The organism is Kitasatospora sp. NPDC088861 (assembly GCF_044750105.1).
Classification (GTDB): domain Bacteria; phylum Actinomycetota; class Actinomycetes; order Streptomycetales; family Streptomycetaceae; genus Kitasatospora.
The window spans coordinates 99920-123820 of record NZ_JBIVJF010000007.1 but is presented as its reverse complement, the minus strand read 5'-3'; the positions used below and the strand labels follow the sequence as shown (position 1 = coordinate 123820).

The window sequence follows — 23901 nt, the reverse complement described above, 5'->3', positions numbered from 1 at the left end:
CTTGTTTCGTGACGAACTGTTACGGAGTTACGACGAACGGTCGTCGGTGGAACGCGTTCCGGGCCCGTTCTCAGGCCTCGACCCGAGCCGCGTCCAGGCCGGCGACCAGGGCCGTCACCTTTCGGGCGATGTCCGGGGCGTTCAGGCCGATCTCGGCCAGGATCTCGTTCCGGCTCGCGTGGTCCAGGAACTCCTGCGGAATCCCGAAGTCGCGCACCGGCAGATCCACGTCCGCGTCGCGCAGCGCCTGCGCCACCGCGGCGCCGACACCGCCCACCCGGCCGTTGTCCTCGATCGTGACGACCACCCGGTGCTCGGCCGCCAGGCCCGGCAGGGCGGCGTCCACCGGCTTGACCCAGCGCGGGTCCACCACGGTGGCGGTGATGCCCTGGGCGGCCAGCAGGTCCGCGACCTCCAGGCTGGTGGCGGCCATCGCGCCGACCGAGACGACCAGCACGTCCGCGCGGTGCGTGCCGCCCGGCTCCTCGGCGGCGCGCAGCACGTCCATGCCGCCGATCCGGCCGACCGCCGGGACGGCCGGGCCGACGGTGCCCTTGGAGTAGCGGACCACGGTCGGGGCGTCCTTGACCTCGACGGCCTCGCGCAGCTGGGCGCGGACCTGGTCGGCGTCGCGCGGGGCGGCCAGCCGCAGGGTCGGGACGATCTGCAGCATCGACATGTCCCACATGCCGTTGTGCGAGGCGCCGTCGTCGCCGGTGACGCCGGCCCGGTCGAGCACGAAGGTGACGCCCAGCCTGTGCAGGGCGACGTCCATCAGGACCTGGTCGAAGGCCCGGTTCAGGAAGGTCGCGTAGACCGCGAAGACCGGGTGGAGCCCGTTGGTGGCCAGGCCGGCGGCGCTGGTGACGGCGTGCTGCTCGGCGATGCCGACGTCGAAGATGCGGTCCGGGAAGGCCTCGGCGAAGGGCGCGAGGCCGACCGGGTGGAGCATGGCGGCGGTGATGCCGACGATGTCGTCCCGCTCGTGGCCGAGCGCGACCATCTCCTCGGCGAAGACCGAGGTCCAGCTCCGGCCGCCGGCGTTCTTGATCGGCAGGCCGGTCTCCGGGTGGATCTTGCCGACCGCGTGGAAGCGGTCCTCGTCGTTGTTCTCCGCGGCGTGGTAGCCGCGGCCCTTCTCGGTGAGGCAGTGCACGATCACCGGGCCGCCGAAGCCGCGCGCCTTGGTCAGCGCGGACTCCAGGGCGGTCAGGTCGTGGCCGTCGATCGGGCCGATGTACTTGAGGCCGAGGTCCTCGAACATGCCCTGCGGGGCGATGAAGTCCTTGAGGCCCTTCTTGGCGCCGTGCAGCGTCTCGAACAGCTGCTGGCCGACCACCGGGGTGCGCTGCAGCGCGTCCTTGCCCCAGGAGAGGAAGCGCTCGTAGCCCTGGGTGGTGCGCAGGGTGGCGAGGTGGTTGGCCAGGCCGCCGATGGTCGGCGAGTAGGAGCGCTCGTTGTCGTTGACGACGATGACCAGCGGGCGGTCCTTGGCGTCGGCGATGTTGTTGAGCGCCTCCCAGGCCATGCCGCCGGTGAGCGCGCCGTCGCCGATGACCGCGACGACCGGGTCCGGCTTGCCGAGGATCTTGTTGGCCTTGGCCAGGCCGTCGGCGTAGGAGAGCACGGTGGAGGCGTGCGAGTTCTCGATCACGTCGTGCTCGGACTCGGCGCGGGACGGGTAGCCGGACAGGCCGCCCTTCATCCGCAGCATCGAGAAGTCCTGGCGGCCGGTGAGCAGCTTGTGGACGTAGCTCTGGTGGCCGGTGTCGAAGAGGATGCGGTCGCGCGGCGAGTCGAAGACCCGGTGCAGCGCGATGGTGAGCTCCACCACGCCGAGGTTGGGGCCGAGGTGGCCGCCCGTCTTGGCGACCTCGGTCACCAGGAAGGTCCGGATCTCCTGGGCCAGTGCGGCCAGCTGTCCCGGCGTGAGCCGGTCGAGATCACGCGGTCCCCGAATGCGGGTCAGCAGGGCCACCCGTTCCTCCTCGTTCAGTGTTCGCGGACCGCGGGCGGTCCGACGGGCGTCGCTGCCCGGTCTGGCGGCGGGCCGGCGGTCGCGGCCGGTGCCGACCGGTCGAGTCTAATGTCCGCTTGCCGGACACCGAGCGGCGCGCCCGGTGCCACCGACCCGTTACCGCCATTCCCGGAGGTCGGCCCGGGGGTCGCGCGTCACCCTGGATTGACGAATGGACGTTCGGGAAAGATCCGGGCCGCAGCGGCTCAGCCCCGCCCCAGCGCCCCGGACTCCCCCATCTCGCTCATCACCAGGGCCAGCGCGCCGAGCACCTCGGCCCGGCCGCCCAGCGTGCCGGGGACCACCGAGAGCTGGCGGGCGGCGCTCGGGATGGCGTAGCGGGCCACCGAGTCGCGGATCGGGGAGAGCACCAGCTCACCGGCCTCGGCGAGGTCGCCGCCGAGGATCACCCGGCGCGGGTTGAGCAGGTTGCACAGGGTGGCGACGCCGGTGCCGATCTGCCGGCCGGCGTCGGCGATCACCCGGCGGCAGCCGAGGTCACCCTGATGGGCCAGCTCGACCACCCGGGGCAGGGTGAGGTCCGGGCCGAGGGTCGGGGTCAGCAGGGAGAGCAGGTAGCGGGAGCCCACGAAGGTCTCCAGGCAGCCGCGGTTGCCGCAGCGGCAGACCGGCCCGGCCTCGTCCAGGGTGATGTGCCCGATCTCACCGGCGGTGCCGCCCGGCCCACGGTAGATCTGGCCGTTGACCACCAGTCCGGCGCCGACCCCGCTGGCGACCTTGATGTACGCGAGGTCGCTCAGCCCCCGCCCGGCCCCCCAGACCAGTTCGCCGAGCGCGCCCAGGTTGGCGTCGTTGTCCACGTGCACCGGCATGCCGAGCCGTTCGGCCAGCTCCCGGCCCGGGGCGATGCCCGTCCAGCCGGGCAGGATCGCGGTGGAGCCCAGCGCGCCGGTCTCCACGTCGATCGGGCCGGGCACGCCGAGGCCGACGCCGATCACCTTCTCCGGGCGGAACCCGGCCTGCCGGAGCAGCCGTTCCACCATCGCCTCGGCCCGGTCGAAGCCCTGCGCGGCGGAGACGTCCACGTCGATCGGGGCGCTCTCCTCGGCGAGCACCCGGTGCGCGAGGTTGCCGACCGCGACCCGCAGGTGGGTGTGGCCGAAGTCGATGCCCACCACGATGCCCGCGTCCCCGCTGAGCGAGACGCTGCGCGCCCGCCGGCCGCCGGAGGAGGTGTCGGCGACCACGACGGTGCCGCTCTCCTTCAACTCCCGCACGATGTTGGAGACGGTGGCCGCGGACAGACCGGTGCCGCGGGCGATCTCGGCCTGGGTCAGCGAGCCGGCCGTCCGCACCGCGCGCAGCACCCGCTCCAGGTTCGCCCGGTGCAAGGACGACTGCGAGCCCGGTGTGTCCGTCGACATGATCCACCCTCCCAGGGCGGGGACCCCTCCGCCGGGACGTCCCCTTCAACTCCTGAAGGGTAGGGCCTGTGCCGCGGATCGGCGCTGATCGGGCCGGGACGGGGCGACGGGGACCGGCGGCGGGCCCGGGAGCGGCGGGGGAAAGTGGCGGGGGGAGGTGGCGGGGGAGCGGACGGAAACGGGCCGACGGAGTCCTGGGTTCGACCGAAAAACACCCACCACTAGCATGGTGCCCTATCTCACGCGTCCCCCCGGACCGCGGGGCGGTATCGGCAGGGGGGCGCTTCCAGGAATGACGGGGAATCAGATGGCAGGGGATCACCCTACGCCGGGGGCAGGCGCAGTGCCGGGCAGCGGCCCGCAGGACAATCGGGGCGTCTCGTTCGGGCGCCCGCCCGGCGGCGTGGATCCGGCCGCCGTGGCGGACCAGGTGACACAGCTCGACGGCGCGGCGATCCCGGGCCCGGCCTCGCCCGCCGGGCCGCCGCCGGCCCAGCCGCCGGCTCCGCCCGCGCAGCCGCCCGCCGCCGGTGCCGGTGCCGGTGCCGGTGCCGGTGCCGGCTACCAGCCGTACGCGCCGACCGCGGCCGCCTTCCCCGGCCAGGCTCCGCCGCCGCCGGCCGGGGCGCCGGTCGGCCCGTACGACCCGATGCCCGGTGGCGCCTACGGCGCGCCGGACGGCGGGCAGGCCTACGGCGCCGGCTACGGATACCCGCAGCAGCAGCCCGGGTACTACCCGGGCGCGCCGCTGCCCCCCGCGCCCAAGCAGCGCAACCCCGTGATGCTGTGGGGCGGGATCATCGGCGGCGTCCTGGCGATCGCCATCGTCGCCGGGCTGGTCGTGCTCCTCAAGGGCAACGACCCCGACCCCACGCCGAACGCCAGCTCCGGCGGCACCACCACGTCCGGTGGCGCCACTTCCGGAGGCACCGTCACCAACGCCCCGACCGCCGACAGCACCAGCGGCAGCACCACCGGTGGCAACACCGGCGGGGCCGGCTACAACATCGCCTGGAACGCCCCCAAGGCCGCCAACGCGGACAGCGGCTCGCAGCTGCTCGGCATCTGGGGCAGCGACAAGGTCGCGGTGCGCGCCGACAGCACCGGCATCCGGGCGTTCAACACCTCCGACGGCAAGGAGGCCTGGAACATCCCGGTCCCGGCCGGCAGCAAGGAGGTGTGCACCGCCTCCTACTCGGCCAACTCGAAGAACATCGCCGCCGTCTCCTTCAACACCGGTGACAGCGACTGCTCCACCATCGGCGCCGTCGACGTCAGCCAGGGCAAGCTGCTCTGGAGCGTCAAGGTCTCCACCGACCGGATGTCCTCGCCGACGCTCAGCGTCACCGACAAGGTGGTCGCCATCGGCGGCAACGTGGTCGGCGGCCTGAACATCGACAACGGCTCGGCCGCCTGGCAGTTCCAGCCGCGCGACAAGGACTGCAGCCTCTACGGCCGCGCGGCCGGCAGCCAGATCGCGGTCAGCGACCGCTGCTACGGCGGCTCCGGCCCGAAGTCGCAGCTGGTCATCGTGGACGCCGACAGCGGCAAGGCCGCCAGCACGCCGATCACCCTCACCGGCAGCATCGAGCGGATCGACAAGGTCGTCCAGGACCAGCCGCTGGTGCTGCTGATGAGCAGCGGCCCCAACGGCGACTACATCCTGCCGTTCGACAAGAGCAACAAGCCCGGCAACCAGATGTCGGTCAAGGAGCCCGGCGCGGACAGCCTGCGGCTGTCCGGCCAGTCCGACGCCTACAGCCAGAACGTGGTCAGCGGCACCACCCTGTACGCCCAGATCACCGGCGCCAAGTCGGCCGTCAACGCGTACGACCTGACCACCGGCAAGCGGATCTGGTCCGCCGCCAGCGCCACGTCCAACCAGGACATCCGGCTGGTGTCCGGCACCGACAAGGACGGCAAGGTCCGCGCCATCGTCAGCCAGGGCTACAACAAGCCCGCCCGGCTGGTGACGCTCTCGCCGGCCGACGGCTCGATGACCGACCTCGGCACCATGGCCATGCCCAACGGCCTGGACATCGGGATGAGCATGTCCGAGTACGTCCTCTCCAGCGACGGCAGCGCCGTGTACGCCTTCCGCCGCGGCAGCTCCGACGCACCGCTGACCAAGTGGAAGAAGTGACGGCGGGGGGCTGAGCACCCCTCGGACACGAGCCCTCGCGGCTCGTCCTGGCGGGGCGGGAACGGGCGATCTGTCCGGACCCGCCCCGCCTGCGATTTTTCCGGGAGCCCGTCCGTTGGGTCATGGGAGGATTCGCCCCATCAGCCTGACGAAGGAGTGCAGCGAGTGCCCGGCACCAACCTGACCCGCGAGGAGGCCCGCACCCGGGCCGACCTCCTCCACGTGGACGCGTACGACATCGAGCTCGACCTGAGTTCGGCCCGCGAAGGAGGCACCTTCCGGTCCACCACCGTGGTCCGGTTCACGGCCACGACCCCCGGCGCGGACACGTTCATCGACCTCGTCGCGCCGAGCGTCGAGGAGATCACCCTCAACGGCGCGCCGCTCGACCCGGAGAGCTTCGCCGACAGCCGGATCCCGCTGCCGAACCTGGCCGCCGAGAACGAGCTGCGCGTCGTCGCCAACTGCGCCTACACCAATACCGGTGAGGGCCTGCACCGGTTCGTCGACCCGGTCGACGGCGAGACCTACCTGTACACCCAGTTCGAGGTGCCGGACGCCCGCCGCGTCTTCGCCTCCTTCGAACAGCCCGACCTGAAGGCCGCGTTCGCGTTCACCGTGACCGCCCCCACCGGCTGGGTCGTGGTCTCCAACTCGCCCACCCCGACCCCGGTCGGCGAGGGCGCCTCGCAGGTCTGGACGTTCGAGCCCACCGGCCGGATCTCCACCTACATCACCGCGCTCGTCGCCGGCCCGTACGTCGGCGTCTTCGACACCTACGAGAACGGCGCGCAGAAGGTGCCGCTGGGCGTCTACTGCCGCCCCTCGCTGCGCGAGTTCCTGGACGCCGAGGACATCTTCGCCGTCACCAAGCAGGGCTTCGACTACTTCCAGGAGAAGTTCGACTTCCCCTACCCGTTCGCCAAGTACGACCAGCTGTTCGTCCCGGAGTTCAACGCCGGCGCGATGGAGAACGCGGGCGCCGTCACCCTGCGCGACCAGTACGTGTTCCGCTCCAAGGTCACCGACGCCGCCTACGAGGCCCGCGCGGCGACGATCCTGCACGAGCTCGCCCACATGTGGTTCGGCGACCTCGTCACCATGGAGTGGTGGAACGACCTCTGGCTCAACGAGTCCTTCGCCACCTTCGCCGAGGCCGTCTGCCAGGCCGAGGCCCCCGGCTCCAAGTGGCCGCACTCCTGGACCACGTTCGCCAACCAGATGAAGACCTGGGCCTACCGGCAGGACCAACTGCCCTCCACCCACCCGATCATGGCGGACATCAACGACCTGGAGGACGTCCAGGTCAACTTCGACGGCATCACCTACGCCAAGGGCGCCTCGGTGCTCAAGCAGCTGGTGGCGTACGTCGGCCAGGACGCTTTCTTCCAGGGCGTGCAGGCCTACTTCAAGCGCCACGCCTGGGGCAACACCCGGCTCACCGACCTGCTCGGGGCCCTGGAGGAGGCCAGCGGCCGCGACCTGCGGACCTGGTCCCAGGCCTGGCTGGAGACCGCCGGCATCAACGTGCTGCGGCCCGCCATCACGCTGAACACCGACGGCGAGATCGAGTCCTTCGCCGTCCTCCAGGAGGCCCCCGCGCTGCCCACCGGCGCCAAGGGCGAGGCCGTGCTGCGCCCGCACCGCATCGCCATCGGCCTGTACGAGCTCGCCGACGGCGCGCTGGTGCGCACCGACCGGATCGAGCTCGACGTCGACGGCCCGCGCACCGAGGTGCCCGAGCTCGTCGGCCGGCACCGCCCGGCCGTCGTGCTGCTCAACGACGACGACCTCTCGTACGCCAAGATCCGGCTCGACGAGGACTCGATGGCCGTCGTCACCGAGCACCTCGGCGGCTTCACCGAGTCGCTGCCGCGCGCCCTGTGCTGGGCCTCCGCCTGGGACATGACCCGCGACGGCGAACTCGCCGCCCGCGACTACCTGGCGCTCGCCCTCTCCGGCATCGGGCGGGAGAGCGACATCGGCGTCGTGCAGTCCGTGCAGCGCCAGGTCCGGCTCGCCCTCGACGCCTACACCGACCCCGACTGGCGCGAGCAGGGCCTCGCCCAGTGGGCCGCCGCCGCCGAGGAGCACCTGCGCGCCGCCGAGCCCGGCAGCGACCACCAGCTCTCCTGGGCCCGCACCCTCGCCTCCGTCGCCCGCACCGACGGGCAGCTCGGCCTGCTCGCCGGCCTGCTCGACGGCACCGCCGAGATCAAGGGCCTCGCCGTCGACACCGAGCTGCGCTGGACCCTGCTCACCCGGCTCTGCGCCACCGGGCGCGCCGACGAGGCCGCCGTGACGGCCGAGCTGGCCCGCGACAACACCGCGGCCGGCCAGGAGCACGCCGCCACCTGCCGCGCCGCCCGGCCCACCGCCGAGGCCAAGGCCGAGGCCTGGACCGCCGTCGTCGAGTCGGACACCCTCACCAACTACGTCCAGGAAGCGACCATCGCGGGCTTCCAGCAGTCCGACCAGCAGGAGCTGCTCGCGCCGTACGCGGCCAAGTACTTCGCCGCCGTCAAGGAGGTCTGGGAGACCCGCAGCCACGAGATCTCGCAGCAGATCATCGGCGGGCTGTACCCGGCGCTGCAGGTCACGCAGGCCACCGTGGACGCGACCGACGCGTGGCTGGCCGAGGCCGAGCCGGCCCCGGCGCTGCGGCGCCAGGTCGTCGAGGCCCGGGCCGGGATCGAGCGCGCGCTCAAGGCCCAGGCGGTCGACCGGGCGGCGGGCGCCGGCCGCTGACCTGCTGAGCTGTTGAGGCGCCCGTCGGGGCCCCGGTCGGGGTTCCGGTGGGCGCCTTCGGGGTCGCGGTGGGCGCCGTCGGGCGCCGTCGGGCGCCGTCAAGGTGCGCTGGAAACGCCTGAAGGGGCACCGGAGATCTCCGGTGCCCCTTCGGGGTCGTGCAGGTCCTGGTGGACGCGGTGGTTACTTCTTCTTGCCCTTGCCCTTGCCGTACGGCAGGCCCGCGAGGGCGGCGATGATCACGAAGGCGGCGATCGGGATCAGCACGTACAGGCCGATGGTCTGGCCGACGCTCAGGCCAGGACCCGGGTCGTCGCCGTCGTCCCTGGTGAAGGCCATGGCGGGCGACGACAGCAGCATCATCAGCGTGACCGTTGCGGAGACCGCGCCGGCTCGCAAAGCGTTCCTCTTGTCCACGTTTCCAACTTACCCGCCGCTTATGACCCCCCGCGCGTCGGGGTCGGCCTTCCGGAAGGGGGCCGTCCGCGGTGCCGGGGTCAGGCGGCGGGGCCGCACGGCGGGCTCAGACGGCGGGGTGGGCGCCGGGCGGGGCCAGCAGGTGGGCGAGCAGGCGGGCGGCCGGGGTGGCGGCCAGCCGGTCGAGGGTGACCGGGTCGCCGGCCCCGTCGGCGACCGGCAGGCGCCAGTTCGGGTACTGGTCCCAGGTGCCGGGCAGGTTCTGCGGGCGCGGATCGCCGACCAGGTCCGGCAGCCAGACGCCGACCAGCTCCGCCGGGGTCGCGCGCAGGAAGCGGTACAGCACCGGCATCGACAGCGGCTCGCCCGGCGCGAGCAGCCCCCGCGCGGTCAGCTCGGCCCGCCAGTCCGCCAGCTCGGCCACCGCCTCCTCCTGCTCCTCGCCCAGCGGACGGGCCAGCAGCCCGAGCCGGTGCCGCAGCTCGACGTGCTCGCCGGAGAGCCGGGCGGCGGTGCTCGGCAGGTCGTGGGTGGTGAGGGTGGCCAGGCAACCCGGGCGCCAGCGGTCCGGGGCGAGGATCTCCCCCGCCCCCTGCCAGTCCCGCTCGAACCAGAGCACGGAGGTGCCGAGGATCCCGCGCGCCGCCAGCTCCTCCCGGACGCCCGGCTCCACCGTGCCCAGGTCCTCGCCGATCACCGCCGTCCCGGCCCGGTGCGCCTCCAGGGCCAGCACGCCGAGCATCGCCTCGGCGTCGTAGCGGACGTACGCGCCCTCGGTCGGCGGGTGGCCGTCCGGCACCCACCAGAGCCGGAACAGGCCCATCACGTGGTCGATCCGGACCGCGCCCGCGTGCCGGGCCGCCGTGCGCAGCAGCTCCGCGTACGGGGTGTAGCCGGCCGCCGCCAGCGCGTCCGGGCGCCAGGGCGGCAGGCCCCAGTCCTGGCCGTGGGCGTTGAAGGCGTCCGGCGGGGCGCCGACGGAGATGCCGCCGGCCAGCACGTCCTGGAGCGCCCAGGCGTCCGCGCCGTCCGGGTGGACGCCGACGGCCAGGTCGTGGATCAGGCCGACCGGCATGCCGGCCTGCCGGGCCGCGCGCTGGGCCTCCGCGAGCTGCTGGTCGACCTGCCAGGCGAGCCAGCGGTGGAACTCGACCCGGTCGGCGAGCTCCCGGGAGGCGTGCCCCACCTGTGGGCCGTCCGGGTGACGCAGCCCCTTCGGCCAACCGTGCCAGTCGGCGCCGTGCGCCTCGGCGAGCGCGTTCCACAGTGCGTGCCGGCGCAGCCAGTCGCCCTCGCGGCGCTGGTAGGCCTCGTACGCGGCCTGGCGGCCGGGGCCGCGCGGCACCTCGTGCAGCAGTTCCAGCGCCTCGCGCTTGAGCGCCCAGACGGCGTCCCGGTCGATCAGGCCGTCGTGCCCCAGCACCTCGTCGCGCAGCCGGGCGGCCCGGCGGCCCAGCTCCTCCGCCTCGGCGCGCTGGTCGCCCGTCAGGTAGGCGTACTCGGGGACGGCCTCGACCCGCAGGTGCACCGGATCGGCGAAGCGGCGGGAGGAGGGGCGGTAGGGGGACGGGTCGGTGGGGGCGGCGGGTGCGGCGGGCAGCGCCTGGTGCAGCGGGTTGATCTGGACGAAGCCCGCGCCGAGGCCGGCGCCCGCCCACTGGGCCAGCTCGGCGAGGTCGCCGAGGTCGCCCATGCCCCAGGAACGGTCGGACAGGACGGAGTACAGCTGGGCGAGGAAGCCCCAGCTGTAGCCGGGCAGCGGGGGCAGCTTCTCCGGTGCGACGATCAGCGCCGCCTGGGCCTTGCCCTCCCCGCTCTCCGCCCTGAGCACGTGCCGCCCGAGCGGCAGGTCCGGCGGCAGCCAGTGCGAGTGGCCGCGCGGCAGCTCCCACACCCCGCCGTCCTCCAGCTCCACGTGCAGCCGCGCGTCGGCCGGCACGTCCAGCGCCGTCCGCCGCCCTTGACGGACCACCACGCAGGGCGGCAGCAACCGGGCCTGCTGCGCGGCCCGGTGACGCTCCAGCGCCTCGCGCGCCTGCTCCGGCGTCCCCGCCGCCACCCCCAGGGCCGCCAGCACCGCGACCAGCGTTCGCGCCCCCACGGTCACACCCCCCGGCCCGGGGTACCGGGTGTCCACCCCGTACGCCTGCGCCAGCGCCACCAGTTCGGGCGGTGGCGGCGGCGCGTCCTGCGTCGGCACCCTCAGCCCGTCGGCTCCGTCACGGTCGAGATAAGCGGCCACTCGCGGCTCCTGCGATGTCTCGGCAACGCCTGGTCAGGACGACCACAGTCCTACCCGGGTGACGGCCCGACGACGCTGCGCGACACGACCGCGCGGGTGGATCGGCCTGCCGGCCGGGGGCTGCCGCGGCCCCGGACCGAATTCTCGAACCGGGGCAGACCAGGCATAGCGGGCGGTCGCGTTGACACCGGGTTGGGTAGCTGGTGGGGTTGCGGCGATGTGGTCCAGGCCTGGCGAGGAGGCTCCTGTGGAAGCCCGAGTGTCCGTTGTGGCCGGGCGGCGGCTGCGGCAGCGGTTGGAGCGGAGTGCGGCGTTGCGGGATGTGCTGTACCACCCGGCGGCGCTGGCGGCGCGGCGGGCCACAGCGCGGACGTGCCGTCAACTGGCGCCCAGGACGGCGGACCGGCTGATCGCCGGTCTCAAGGGGACGGAACCGCTGCTGGCGTCGGGGCGGGCGGAGCGGGCCCGGCGGGCGGCGGGGCGGCCGGGGCGGCGGACGCTGCAGATCGCGGCGGGGGTCGCGGCGGCGGCGGTGGTCGGCGGGTTGCTGGCCGGGCCGGTGCCGTCGGCGGCGTACGCGGCGTCGGCGGGGCCGGACGTGGTGAGCAGCGCGCCGCAGACGCCGCTGGGGAGCATGACGAACCCGCAGGTGTTCCCGCGTCCGCAGGAGCAGACGGTGGCCGGCAAGCCGGTCGCGGTGCCGGCCGTGGTGACGCTGGTGCCGGCGCCGGACGCGGACCTCGGGGCGTTGGACGCCGTCCGGGAGGTGCTGGAGATCGCCGGGGCGACGACCGTGACCCCGCAGCCGGACGCCGACGCGCCGGCCGCCGGGTCGCTGGTGGTGTACGTCGGCGGACCGGCCGAGGCCGCCGACGGCGGGACGGACCGGACGCTGCGCGCGCTGTCCGCCGCGGCCGGCGGCAAGGACGGCGCCGCCCCCTCGACCGCGGGCATGCCGGCCGGCGGGTACGTGCTGTCGGTCGGTCAGCTGCCGGCCCGGGGCGGCGGGACGTACGGCGCGGTGGTGCTGGCGGGCGCGGACGCGGCGGGCACCTTCTACGCCGTGCAGAGCCTGCGCCAGCTGCTCGCCGCCGTCCCGGCCGGGCAGGGGCAGGCGCCGGGCGCCGCCGGGCTGGGCCTGCCCGGGATCACGCTGCGGGACTGGCCGAGCGGCGCGCCGGTGCGCGGCACCGCGGAGGCGTTCTACGGCAGCCCGTGGACCGCGCAGCAGCGGCTCGACCAGGTGGACTTCCTCGGCCGCTCCAAGCAGAACTTCTACCTCTACGCCCCCGGTGACGACCCGTTCCGGCTCTCCCGCTGGCGCGACGCCTACCCCGCCGCCCAGGCCGACGAGCTGCGCGAACTGGGCGCCGCGGCCCGGCGCAACCACGTCACGCTCGGCTACGCGATCGACCCGGGGCAGTCCCTCTGCTTCAGCTCCGGCAAGGACGTGAACGCGCTGGTGGCCAAGCTGGACGGGCTGCGCAAGCTCGGCTTCACCGCCTTCCAGCTCCAGTTCCTGGACGTCAGCTACGACGAGTGGCACTGCGGCGACGACCGCGACACCTACGGCACCGGCCCGGCCGCGGCCGCCAAGGCGCAGGCCGCGCTGGTGACCAAGGTGAGGGACCGGCTGATCGCGCGCAACCCGGGCCTGGCGCCGCTGTCCGTCGTGCCCACCGAGTACCACAAGCAGGGCGTCACGCCGTACCGCAAGGCGCTGGCCGCGGCGCTGCCGGACGGCGTGCAGGTGGCCTGGAGCGGGGGCGGGGTGATCCCGGAGAAGATCACCGGCGCCCAGGCCGCCGAGACCGGCGACCTGTACGGCCACCCGCTGGTCACCATGGACAACTACCCGGTCAACGATGCCAGCCCGGACCGGCTCTTCCTCGGCGCCTACACCGGGCGCGAACCGGAGGTGGCCACCCGCTCGGCGGTGATGCTCACCGGTGCCATGCAGCAGCCGATGGCCTCCCGGATCGCCCTCGCCACGGCCGGCGACTTCGCCTGGAACCCGGCCGGCTACCGGCCGGAGGACTCCTGGCAGGCCGCGGTGCGCTCGCTCGCCGGCCCGACCGGTGCCGGCAGCACGCCCGCCGGCACCGCCCTGTCCGCGGTCACCGCGCTGGCCGGCAACAGCTCCTCCTCGCCGCTGTCCCAGCAGGAGTCCGGCTACCTGACGCCGCTGCTCGACCGGTTCTGGGCCGCCGCCGAGCCCACCTCGGGCACCGCGTCGGACCTCGCCAAGCTGATAGAGGCCGCCGCGCCCCTGCGGGACGCCTTCGCCGCGATGGCCACCGCCCAGCAGACCCTCGCCGGCACCCAGGCCACCGCCCAGCTCGCCGCCGAGGCCGCGCCCTGGCTCGCCCCGCTGCACGACTACGGGCTGGCCGGGCAGTCCGCGCTGGACATGCTGCTGGCCCAGCACGGCGGCGACGGCGCGGCCGCCTGGAAGGCCCGGGTGGAGCTCAACCGGCTGCGCGAGCAGCTCGCGCAGAGCCCGGCCACGATCGGCGCGGGCGTGCTCGACCCGTTCCTGGAGCGGGCCGTCGGGGCCGCCGACAACTGGGCCGGGGTGGCCGGCGGCGGGATCACCCCGACCACCACCATGGGCACCGCGCACGACCACCTGCCCGCGCTGATGACCGACGGCGTGGCCGACACGTTCTACTGGAGCTCCGCTCCCCCGCAGCCCGGCGACGCGGTCGGCGTCGACCTCGGCGGCGGGCGCCCGGTCGGCGCCGTCACCGTGCTGATGGGCTCCTGGGGCAACGGGCCGGACGGCCGGAGCGCGGTCGACGACTACCTCCACGACGGCGTGCTGGAGTACAGCACCGGCGAGGGCGGCTGGAAGCAGCTCGCCGTGGTCAAGAACCAGAAGTCGGTCAGCGCCAAGCTGCCGGCCGGCTCGGTGGTGCGGGCCGTGCGGCTGCGGGCCACCGCCGCCCAGAAGACCGCCGTCGCGGTGCGCGAGTTCACCGTCACCGCGCCCGACGACGCCCCCGCCAGCGTCACCGGCGGCCCCGCCGCGCTGCCCGGCTCCTCGGCGTCCGCGGTGCTGGACGGCAATCCGGACACCGCGTACCGGGCCGCCAAGCCGCCCACCGCGCAGGACGAGCCGCTCACCGTCGAACTGGGCGCCGCCCGCCCGCTCGACCGGCTCACCGTGCTCACCGACCCGGGCGTGCACGCCACCGCCACCGTCTCGGTGCGCCGCTCGGACGGCGGCTGGACGGACATCGGCACCGTGCAGCCCGGCTACAACGAGCTGCCGGCCGGCGGGCAGGCCGCCGACGCGTTCCGGCTGGCCTGGAAGCCGGGCGGCGACCCGCCGGTGGTCAACCAGGTGATCCCCTGGTACGCGGATGTCCCGGCGGCCCGGCTCAGCCTGTCCGACCCGACCCTGGACGTGGTGGCCGGCGCCGCCGCGCCCGCCCAGACCCGGGCCACCGTCGAGGCCGGCCGCCCCGAGGGGACCAGCGGCGAGCTGCACACCGAGGTGCCGGCCGCGGCCAAGGGCCTGACCGTGACCCCGGCGGCCGGGGTGACCGTGCCGCGCGGCGGCCGCATCGGCGTGCCGCTGCTGGTCAGCGCCGCTCCCGGGACGCCGTTCGGGACGTACCAGGTACCGGTGCAGTTCGCGGCCGGCGCCACCACCGTGAAGCAGGTGCTCCAGGTGCGTGTGGTGCCGCCGACCAGCGGTCCGGACCTGGCACTCGGCGCGAAGGCCACCTCCTCGGGCGACGAGACGCCGAACTTCCCCGCCTCGGCGGTCACCGACGGTGACCCGAAGACCCGCTGGTCCTCCCCCGCCAAGGACGACGCCTGGGTGCAGCTGGAACTTCCGCAGGCGACCCACCTGGGCGCGGCGGTGCTGCACTGGCAGGCCGCGTACGCCGCCGCCTACAGGCTCCAGGTCTCGGCGGACGGCACCACCTGGACCGACGCGGCGACGGTGGACAACGGCAAGGGCGGCGACGAGACCGTGCGCTTCGACGCTCCGGACGCCCGGTTCCTCCGGGTGCAGGGCGTGGCCCGGGCCAACAAGTACGGCTACTCGCTGTGGGGCGTCGAGCTGTACGCCGTCACCCCGCCGCCCCCGTCGCAGCCGCCGGCCGTCCCCCCGGCCCAGCCGGGCGGCGGCGCCACCACCGCGCCCACGGCCCCGACCACGGCCCCGACCGCTCCGAGCACCCCGGCCACGCCCCCGGCGAGCGGGACTCCGGGCGGGACGACAGGCGGGACGACGGGCGGGACGACGGGCGGGACACCGCCGCCGAAGCAGTAGCCGCCGCCTCCCCCACCGGACAACGCGGCGGGCCGCCGTGCTCCCCGGTGGGGGGCGCGGCGGCCCATGAGGCGTACCGACGGTATGACGGGCTGGCCCTTGTGGAGCGGGGTCAGGCGGAGAGCGGTTCGGGCTGCTCACCGCGGCGGACGGGGGCGGAGTGGGCCGAGTGCGCCCGGCCGAGCGGGACGGGGAGGCCCTGCTCGGTATGGTCGTGGTGCTCGTACTCGCCCCACTGCGGGGCGCGCAGCTGGTCGGAGCCGCCGTACGGCTCCAGGTAGGGACGCCAGCGCGGGTCCTTGATGCCGGTGCCGATGATCCGCCAGGCGAGGCCGCTGGGCGGGGCCGGTGGCCGCTTCATCCGCCAGCCGAGTTCGGTGAGGTGGCGGTCGGCCTTGGTGTGGTTGCAGCGGCGGCAGGCCGCCACCACGTTGTCCCACCGGTGCTGGCCGCCCCGGCTGCGCGGGATGACGTGGTCGACGCTGGTGGCGGCGGCCCCGCAGTAGACGCAGCGGCCGTGGTCACGGGCGAACAGCGCCCGGCGGGTGAGCGGGACGGGCCCGCAGAACGGGACCCGGACGAAGCGGGTCAGGCGGACGACGGACGGCGCCGGGAGGGCGCTGGTGGCGCTGTGCAGAGTGACTTCCGAGTCCTCCAGGCTGACCGCCTTGTGGTTGAGGACCAGGATGAGTGCGCGGCGCATCGATACGACGCCGAGTGGCTCGTAGGACGCGTTGAGGACCAGGACATGCGGCACGGATGCCTCCTTGGACGCCTGCGGCGCGTGGCTCGCGCCGGGACGAGCGGTTGGATCGCACAACTGGTGCGCGATCTCCCCCAGTGTCGCCTTACGCCTTTGTACGGCGCCACCACTCCTGTGTAACGGACCTGGTGTGAACTTCGGGTGTGGCCTCTGTCATAGCCGGTATGCCCTGGGGAAGGTCGGGTTGCACCCGGGTGCCCTCGGGGTGCCGCCCGTGGCCCTCCCGGGGGAGCGCTCGGCCGGTCGGAGCAGCGGTCGACCCCGTCGTCCGGGGGAGCGCACCGGTGCGCTGACGGGGCGTTCGTGTTGCTCCGTACGCCCTTCGGCGTGTCCGGTCGGGTGTTCGGCGCCGGTTAGGCTGAGGCGGACGGTCCGCGGGCCGCGTGCCGCGGCGCGGGCCCGCCACGCCCCCTTGCAGGAAGGCCCGCACGTGTTCCGCTCCGGCGCCACCGGTATCGCCGACGCGTCCTCGACGCTCTCCACTCCGACACCGGCGCCCAGCCCGACCGCGCCGCAGCTGCCGCAGCTGGACCTGAGAATCCCGACCAGCGCGCAGGAGGTCAGCGACACCACCAAGCAGGCCGCCAGCTGGTTCGACACGCACTGGCAGGGCTGGCTGGCCGGCGGGGTGCGGATCGTCTTCATCGTGCTGCTGGCACTGGTGCTGCGCGCCGTGGTGCGCAAGCTGATCACCCAGCTGATCACGCGGATGGCGCGCTCGCACGACCACCACGAGGAGAGCCGGCTCGGCGGGCTGCTGGCCAACACCGGGGTGGTGAACCCGGAGCGGCGCCAGCAGCGGTCGGAGGCGATCGGCTCGGTGCTGCGCAGCGTGGCGTCGTTCTCCATCCTGGGCACGGCCGCGCTGATGGTGCTGTCCGCGCTGGGCGTGAACCTGGCGCCGCTGCTGGCCAGCGCCGGTGTGGCCGGTGTGGCGATCGGTTTCGGCGCCCGCAACCTGGTGACGGACTTCCTCTCCGGGGTCTTCATGATCATGGAGGACCAGTACGGCGTCGGCGACGAGATCGACACCGGGGTGGCCGCCGGCACGGTGCTGGAGGTCGGCCTGCGGGTGACCAAGCTGCGCGGGGCCAACGGCGAGATCTGGTACATCCGCAACGGCGAGGTGAAGCGGATCGCCAACATGAGCCAGGGCTGGTCGACCGCCTCGGTGGACGTGCAGGTCGGGTACAAGGAGGACCTGCTGCGGGTCGAGGACCTGATCCAGGAGACGGCCGAGGCGCTGTCCAAGGAGTCGCCGTACGACGAGCTGGTCTGGGCGCCGGTGTCCGTCCTGGGCGTGGAGTCGGTCGCGGCGGACTCGGTGATGGTGCGGATCGAGGCGCGGACCGCGCCGGGCAAGGCGCCGGCGGTGTCCCGGGCGCTGCGCCAGCGCCTGAAGACGGCCTTCGACCAGGCCGGGATCAAGGTCAAGGAGGAGGCCGCGCCGGTGGCCGCCGCGGCGACGGCGGCCCCCGCCACCGGGGTGGTGATCTCCCCCGCGACCGAGCCGGCACCGCCGTCCGCGCTGTCCGACCCGACCTCGCCCCGGTACCGGGCGACCGAGCCGATACCGGCGCCGAGGCCGACCGACGACCTCGCCAAGCCGTAGGGCCCCAGGCCCGGCAGCACGAAGCCCCGTTCCCAAGACCCTTGGGAACGGGGCTTCGTGCTGCCCGGTAACGCTTCGGCATCCTCCGGGCCACGGACCATTGACACCCCGCTGACGGGGCCCGTACGGTCCTTCCCAAGCGACTGGAAACTTTCCTAACAGTTCGGCTCCCCGAACCGGCGGGTTCACCCTCGTCGCTCCCCCCACCAGCCGGAAGAGGAGGATTTCGCGCGTGACCAAGACCACCGCCAAGGCCCCCCTCGCCGGCACCCCCAGCCTGCTGCGCGCCATCAACGACCGCGCCGCCCTCGAACTGCTGCTGGAGAACGGCCCGCTCTCCCGCACCCAGATCGGCACCCTGACCGGCCTCTCCAAGCCCACCGCCTCCCAGCTGCTGGCCCGTCTGGAGGCGGCCGGACTGGTCCTGCCGGTCGGCACCACCGCCGGCGGCCCCGGCCCCAACGCGCAGCTGTACGAGGTGAATCCGGCCGCCGGCCACGTCGCCGGGCTGGACGTCACCAACAGCGAGATCAGAGTCGCCGTCGCCGACATCACCGGCTCCACGCTGGCCGAGCACGCCGTGCCGACCAAGGGCGTGCCGGCCGCCGAGACCGTCGCCAAGGTCGCCGCCGCCGTCGCCGAGACCGTCCGCGCCGCCGGACTGGCCGCGGGCAGCCTGCGCACCGCCGCGATCGGCGTCGGCGGCGCCCCCGACCCGGTCACCGGCAAGCTGCGCTACGCCTCCCACCTGCCCGGCTGGCACTCGCCGCGGCTGGTCGAGGAGCTGTCCGAGGCGATCGGCGCGCCCGTGTCGATCGAGAACGACGTGAACCTCGCCGCCGTCGCCGAACAGGCCTCCGGCGCGGCGCGGGGCTCCGAGGACTTCGTCCTGCTCTGGGCCGGTGCGGGCACCGGCGCCGCGATCGTCATCGCCGGCCGGCTGCACCGCGGCTTCACCGGCGGCGCCGGGGAGGTCGGCTACATGCCGGTGCCCGGCTCACCGGTCGCGCGGGACGTGCGCCGCCGCAAGTTCGGCGGGTTCCAGGAGCTGGTCGGCACACCCGCCGTCCGGACCCTGGCCCGCGAACACGGGCTCGGCGCGCCCACCGCCGAGGAGTCGATCGCCAAGGCCCTGGAGACCCCGGGCGCCGGCGACGCCTTCCTCGTCGAACTGGCCGGCCGGCTCGCCGTCGGACTGGCCGCGATCGTCGCCGTCGTCGACCCCCAACTGGTGGTCCTCTCCGGCGCGGTGCCCACCGCGGGCGGCGAACGCCTGCGCGCCCTCGTCGAGGACGAACTGGCCAGGCTCTCCATCGCCCGGCCCGAGGTCCGCAGCAGTGCCCTGCCCGGCTCGCCCGTCCTGCTCGGCGCCCTGCAACGCGCGCTGGCGGACGCCCGCGAGGCGGTCTTCTCCACCCACTGACAGCCACCCACTGACAGCCGCCCACCGACGCTCACAGACGCCCACCCACCGACGCTCCCCGGTCGCCCGTCACCCCGCACGCACCCTGCACCCACCTCTCCCAACCCCCGAACGCGGGCCCCGAGGCAATGACGCCTGCCCGCGCACCCCCAGGAGGACCTCGAAGTGCACTCCACCACCTCCCGCAGAGGCCGTCGCACGATCGCCGCCGTCACCGGCACCGCCGTCCTGGCCCTGCTCGCCACCGCCTGCACCGGCAGCAGCGAGAGCAGCGGCAGCGACGACTCGGCCAGCGGCAAGGACGTCACCATCACCTTCTGGCACGGCTGGAGCCAGGACAACGAGGTGAAGGCGATCAACGACAACATCGCCGCCTTCGAGAAGACCCACCCCAACATCCACGTCAAGGCCGTGGACAACATCGCGGACGACAAGGTCAACCAGGCCCTGCGGGCCGGCGGCGACGACGCGCCGGACGTGGTCTCCTCCTTCACCACCAACAACGTCGGCATGTTCTGTTCGACCAAGGCGTTCACCGACCTCAAGCCGCTGCTGCAGAAGAGCGGCATCGACCCGGTCAAGACCTTCCCGGCCGCGATGCTCAACTACACGCAGTTCCAGGGCAACCAGTGCTCGCTGCCGCTGCTCGGCGACGCCTACGGCCTCTACTACAACAAGAAGGCCTTCGCCGACGCGGGCATCGCCAACCCGCCGAAGACCTTCAGCGAGTTCGCCGAGGACGCCAAGAGGCTGACCCTCGCGGACGGCGACGGCTACAAGCAGCTCGGCTTCATGCCGCTGTACCACGGCTACGAGTCGACCACCGAGCACTTCCTGGGCCAGTACGGCCCGACCTACTTCGGCGCCGACGGCAAGTCGAACATCGCCACCGACCCGAAGGTCGCCGCGATGCTCAAGTGGCAGAAGGGCATGGTCGACCAGCTCGGCGGCTACACCAAGCTGGAGAAGTACCGCGCCACCTTCGGCGAGGAGTTCAGCGCCAAGAACCCCTTCCTCACCGGCCAGGTCGCGATGGCCATCGACGGCGAGTGGCGCACCGCCGCCCTCGCCGAGAACAAGCCCGACTTCGACTGGGCCACCGCCGCGTTCCCCGTCCCGGACGACCAGGCCGACACCTACGGCCGCGGCTACCAGACCGGCACCATCGTCGGCATCGCCAGCAGCAGCAAGAAGCAGGCCGCGGCCTGGGAGCTGGTCAAGTACCTGACCACCGACACCGACGCGGTGGTCAGCTTCGCCAACGCGATCCACAACGTGCCCAGCACCTTCGACGCGCTCAACTCGCCGAAGCTGACGAACGACCCGAACTTCAAGACCTTCATCGACGTCGCCAAGAACCAGCACTCGGGCACCACCCCGGCGGCCGTCAACGGCAGCGGCTACATCGCCTCCCTGCAGAACCTCGGCTACGACTACGAGTCCGGCAAGCAGCCCGATCTCGCGGCCGGCCTCGCGGCCACCGCCAAGGAGATCGACGCCGCCATCGCCCAGGCGAAGTAGCGGAAACGGTCCACGGAGCTCCCATGTCACTCGCGTTCGGCACCCGCAGGGGCACCGGATCGACCGACCCGGCGGCGCCCTCCACGCAGCACCTGCTGCGCCGGAAGCGCCGCCGGGAGGCGGCCCGCAACCTCGCCTTCCTCTCCCCCTGGCTGATCGGCTTCGGCGTCTTCTTCCTGTACCCGCTGATCTCCACCGTCTACTTCTCCTTCACCAAGTACAACGGCTTCGGCGCCCCCTCCTTCAGCGGCCTGAAGAACTGGGACTACGTCTTCAACGACCTCCCGGCGTTCTGGCAGGGCCTGCGCAACACCGTGTGGCTGGTCTTCATCATGGTGAGCCTGCGGGTCGCCTTCGGCCTCGGCATCGGCCTGCTCATCACCAAGGTCAAGACCGGCGTCGGCTTCTTCCGCACCGCGTTCTACCTGCCGTACCTGGCACCGCCGGTGGCCGCCACCGTCGCCTTCGCCTTCCTGCTCAACCCCGGCACGGGCCCGGTCAACCACTTCCTCGGTGAGATCGGCCTCCCGCAGCCCGGCTGGTTCGCCAGCGCCGACTGGTCCAAGCCCGCGCTCACCATGCTCGCCATGTGGGGCATCGGCGACCTGATGGTCATCTTCATGGCCTCGCTGCTCGACGTCCCCAAGGAGCAGTACGAGGCCGCCGAACTGGACGGCGCCGGACCCTTCCAGCGGTTCCGGTACGTCACGCTGCCGAACATCTCGCCGATCATCATGTTCGCCGTGGTCACCGGCGTCATCCAGACCATGCAGTACTACACCCAGGCGATCGTCGCCGGGAAGGTCGCCGGCGGCATCGCGGGCAACTCCGGCCAGCAGTTCGAGCCCGGCTTCCCGCAGGGCTCCACCTGGACCCTGCCGCAGATGGTCTACAACCTCGGCTTCCAGCGCTTCAACTACGGCGCGGCGTGCGTCGTCGCCCTGGTGCTGTTCGCCATCTCGATGGCCGTCACCTCGCTCCTGCTCCGCCGCAAGTCCGGCTTCATGGCGAGCGACGACTAGTCCGTGTGCTGCTGACCCAGCGGACCGATGAGGACCCGATCATGACTCTCAGCTCCACACTCACCAAGGCGCCCGCCCCGGCCGGCACCTCCCGCGCCTCCGGCCCGGCCGCCCGGGCGGCCCGCCGCCGCGCGATGCTCAACTGGGTGGCCGTGCACTCGCTGGCCATCGCCGCCGCCCTGTTCTTCCTGCTGCCGTTCGTCTTCGCCTTCCTCACCTCGGTGATGACCGACCAGCAGGCGCTCACCACCGACTACTGGCCCACCTCCTGGCAATGGGGCAACTACGGCAAGGTCTGGGACACCCCCGGCTTCCTCACCTGGTGGCGCAACACCCTGCTCTACGCGGGCCTCGGCACCGTGCTGACCATCGTCTCCAGCCTGCCGGTCGCCTACGCGCTCGCCAAGTTCCGCTTCCGGGGCCGCAACCTGGCGCTGATGGCCGTCATCGCCATGATGATGCTCCCGCCGCAGGTCACCGTCATCCCGATGTACCTGTTCTGGGCCAAGCAGCTCGGCCTCGGCGGCTCGCTCTGGCCGCTCATCATCCCGATGGCCTTCGGCGACGCGTTCTCGATCTTCCTGCTGCGCCAGTTCCTGCTGACCATCCCCAAGGAGTACATCGAGGCCGCCCGGATCGACGGCTGCGGCGACCTGCGCACCCTGCTGAAGGTCGTGCTGCCGATGGCCAAGCCGGCCATCGCCGCCGTCGCCCTGTTCCAGTTCTTCTACTGCTGGAACGACTACTTCGGCCCGCAGATCTACGCCAGCAACAACCACGAGGCCTGGACGCTCTCGTACGGCCTGGAATCGTTCAAGGGCGCCCACCACACCAACTGGAACCTCACCATGGCCGCCACCCTCCTCGTGATGGCACCGGTGATCATCCTCTTCTTCTTCGCACAGAAGGCCTTCATCGAAGGCGTGACACTGACAGGGGTCAAGGGCTGATGTCCGCACTCAAGTTGGCAATCGTCGGCGGCGGTTCGACGTACACCCCGGAGCTGATCGACGGCTTCGCCCGGCTCCGCGACACCCTGCCGATCGGTGAGCTGGTGCTCATCGACCCGGCCGCCGACCGGCTGGAGCTGATCGGCGGGCTCGCCCGGCGGATCTTCGCCAAGCAGGGGCACGGTGCCGTCGTCACCACCACCGTCGACGTCGAGGCCGGTGTCGCCGACGCCGACGCCGTGCTGCTGCAACTGCGCGTCGGCGGGCAGGCCGCCCGCAACCGGGACGAGACCTGGCCGCTGGAGTGCGGCTGCGTCGGCCAGGAGACCACCGGCGCCGGCGGCCTCGCCAAGGCACTGCGCACCGTCCCGGTCGTCCTCGACATCGCCGAGAAGGTCCGGCGCGCCAACCCGGACGCCTGGATCGTCGACTTCACCAACCCCGTCGGCATCGTCACCCGCGCGCTGCGCAACGCCGGCCACAAGGCCGTCGGCCTGTGCAACGTCGCCATCGGCTTCCAGCGCAAGTTCGCGACCCACCTCGGTGTCGACCCGGAGCTGGTCCGGCTCGACCACGTCGGCCTCAACCACCTCACCTGGGAGCGCGGCGTCACCCTGCTCGACGCCCCGGGATCGGCGACGGGCCGGGAGGTGCTGCCGGAGCTGCTCGCCGCGCACGGCAAGGCCATCGCCGAGGACCTGCACCTGCCGCAGCCCGTCATCGAGCGGCTCGGCGTCGTGCCGTCCTACTACCTGCGCTACTTCTACCAGCACGACGCCGTCGTCGAGGAACTCAGGGTGCAGGGCTCGCGGGCCGCCCAGGTCGCCGAGATCGAGCGGCAGCTGCTGGAGATGTACGCCGACCCGGCCCTCGACACCAAGCCGGAACTCCTCGGCCAGCGCGGCGGCGCGTTCTACTCCGAGGCGGCGGTCCAGCTGATCGCCGCGCTGCTCGGCACCGGCGGCGGGACGTCCGTGCAGGTCGTCAACGCGCCGAACAACGGCGTGCTGCCGTTCCTGCCCGACGACGCCGTCATCGAGGTCCCGGCCGAGGTCGACGCGAACGGCGTCCGGCCGCTCCCCCAGCGGGCCGTCGAGCCGCTGTACGCCGGCCTCATCGCCGCCGTCACCGCGTACGAGCACCTCGCCCTCGACGCCGCCCTGCACGGCGGCCGCGACCGGGTCTTCGACGCCCTGCTCGCCCACCCGCTGGTCGGTCAGCTCGAACTCGCCGACCAGCTCACCGATCGGCTGCTCGCCCACAACCGCGAGCACCTCGCCTGGGCCTGACGGCCCGGGACCCGGCTTCGCACCCGGGCCCCGTCCGGAAAGCAGCCCGGCCCGCGATATGAGGGTGTCGCGGGCCGGGCA

15 protein-coding genes are annotated in these 23901 nt (G+C 73.3%); 9 read left to right on the top strand and 6 right to left on the bottom strand.

Translation table 11 applies throughout. From position 1 onward, the window contains the following. Positions 1-70 precede the first annotated feature (70 nt). Positions 71-1978 (bottom strand): 1-deoxy-D-xylulose-5-phosphate synthase, encoded by a 1908-nt coding sequence (dxs, locus tag ACIP37_RS15455; RefSeq protein WP_363580376.1) that lies wholly within the window; start codon positions 1976-1978, stop codon positions 71-73. A 245-nt stretch (positions 1979-2223) separates the two neighbouring features. Then, a complete protein-coding gene (locus ACIP37_RS15450) occupies positions 2224-3402 on the bottom strand; it encodes an ROK family transcriptional regulator (RefSeq protein WP_063349467.1) in 1179 nt (392 codons plus the stop codon). 418 nt (positions 3403-3820) lie between these two features. Between ACIP37_RS15450 and ACIP37_RS15445 the strand changes: the two genes are divergently transcribed. Beyond that, positions 3821-5545: a PQQ-binding-like beta-propeller repeat protein gene (locus ACIP37_RS15445; protein WP_400843988.1), complete on the top strand. Its 1725-nt coding sequence runs from the start codon at positions 3821-3823 to the stop codon at positions 5543-5545. 165 nt (positions 5546-5710) lie between these two features. Then, positions 5711-8293: an aminopeptidase N gene (gene pepN / locus ACIP37_RS15440; RefSeq protein WP_363580372.1), complete on the top strand. Its 2583-nt coding sequence runs from the start codon at positions 5711-5713 to the stop codon at positions 8291-8293. Positions 8294-8476: 183 nt separating this feature from the next. Here pepN and ACIP37_RS15435 read toward each other — a convergent pair whose 3' ends face one another. The 3 genes from ACIP37_RS15435 to ACIP37_RS15425 form a co-directional block, all read right to left on the bottom strand. Next, positions 8477-8710 carry a hypothetical protein gene (locus ACIP37_RS15435; RefSeq protein ID WP_363580370.1) on the bottom strand — a complete coding sequence of 78 codons (234 nt, stop codon included), beginning with the start codon at positions 8708-8710 and terminating at the stop codon, positions 8477-8479. A gap of 106 nt (positions 8711-8816) precedes the next feature. Further along, a complete protein-coding gene (gene malQ, locus ACIP37_RS15430) occupies positions 8817-10952 on the bottom strand; it encodes a 4-alpha-glucanotransferase (RefSeq protein WP_400807411.1) in 2136 nt (711 codons plus the stop codon). A 378-nt stretch (positions 10953-11330) separates the two neighbouring features. Continuing rightward, the gene (locus tag ACIP37_RS15425; protein WP_363580368.1) at positions 11331-11588 is read right to left on the bottom strand and encodes a hypothetical protein; all 258 of its coding nucleotides are present in this window, start codon (positions 11586-11588) and stop codon (positions 11331-11333) included. Between ACIP37_RS15425 and ACIP37_RS15420 the strand changes: the two genes are divergently transcribed. After that, entirely contained in the window at positions 11587-15240 is a 3654-nt protein-coding gene (locus tag ACIP37_RS15420; protein WP_400807408.1) for a beta-N-acetylglucosaminidase domain-containing protein, read from the top strand. The genes ACIP37_RS15425 and ACIP37_RS15420 overlap by 2 nt on opposite strands. Before the next feature lie 112 nt (positions 15241-15352). Here ACIP37_RS15420 and ACIP37_RS15415 read toward each other — a convergent pair whose 3' ends face one another. Continuing rightward, on the bottom strand, positions 15353-15997 hold the full coding sequence (locus ACIP37_RS15415; protein WP_363580364.1) for an HNH endonuclease: 645 nt from the start codon (positions 15995-15997) through the stop codon (positions 15353-15355). A 436-nt stretch (positions 15998-16433) separates the two neighbouring features. Here ACIP37_RS15415 and ACIP37_RS15410 point away from each other — a divergent pair, with 436 nt between their 5' ends. From ACIP37_RS15410 to ACIP37_RS15385, 6 genes are all read left to right on the top strand, one after another. After that, positions 16434-17615, top strand: coding sequence for a mechanosensitive ion channel family protein (locus ACIP37_RS15410; protein ID WP_363580362.1), 1182 nt, complete (start codon positions 16434-16436; stop codon positions 17613-17615). 232 nt (positions 17616-17847) lie between these two features. After that, positions 17848-19038: an ROK family transcriptional regulator gene (locus tag ACIP37_RS15405; RefSeq protein ID WP_363580360.1), complete on the top strand. Its 1191-nt coding sequence runs from the start codon at positions 17848-17850 to the stop codon at positions 19036-19038. 165 nt (positions 19039-19203) lie between these two features. Further along, the gene (locus tag ACIP37_RS15400; RefSeq protein WP_400807403.1) at positions 19204-20559 is read left to right on the top strand and encodes an ABC transporter substrate-binding protein; all 1356 of its coding nucleotides are present in this window, start codon (positions 19204-19206) and stop codon (positions 20557-20559) included. A gap of 23 nt (positions 20560-20582) precedes the next feature. Then, on the top strand, positions 20583-21581 hold the full coding sequence (locus ACIP37_RS15395; RefSeq protein ID WP_363580356.1) for a sugar ABC transporter permease: 999 nt from the start codon (positions 20583-20585) through the stop codon (positions 21579-21581). Positions 21582-21622: 41 nt separating this feature from the next. Beyond that, entirely contained in the window at positions 21623-22531 is a 909-nt protein-coding gene (locus ACIP37_RS15390) for a carbohydrate ABC transporter permease (protein ID WP_363580354.1), read from the top strand. Next, positions 22531-23820, top strand: a complete 1290-nt coding sequence (locus tag ACIP37_RS15385; protein ID WP_363580352.1) for a 6-phospho-beta-glucosidase — start codon at positions 22531-22533, stop codon at positions 23818-23820. The genes ACIP37_RS15390 and ACIP37_RS15385 overlap by 1 nt, the downstream gene beginning before the upstream one ends. Positions 23821-23901 lie beyond the last annotated feature (81 nt).

Coding starts and splice junctions, on each gene's coding strand:
- ACIP37_RS15450 (WP_063349467.1), bottom strand. CDS start 3,402: ATGTCGACGGACACACCGGGCTCGCAGTCGTCCTTGCACCGGGCGAAC.
- ACIP37_RS15420 (WP_400807408.1), top strand. CDS start 11,587: ATGACGAACCCGCAGGTGTTCCCGCGTCCGCAGGAGCAGACGGTGGCC.
- ACIP37_RS15390 (WP_363580354.1), top strand. CDS start 21,623: ATGACTCTCAGCTCCACACTCACCAAGGCGCCCGCCCCGGCCGGCACC.
- ACIP37_RS15425 (WP_363580368.1), bottom strand. CDS start 11,588: ATGCTCCCCAGCGGCGTCTGCGGCGCGCTGCTCACCACGTCCGGCCCC.
- ACIP37_RS15395 (WP_363580356.1), top strand. CDS start 20,583: ATGTCACTCGCGTTCGGCACCCGCAGGGGCACCGGATCGACCGACCCG.
- ACIP37_RS15385 (WP_363580352.1), top strand. CDS start 22,531: ATGTCCGCACTCAAGTTGGCAATCGTCGGCGGCGGTTCGACGTACACC.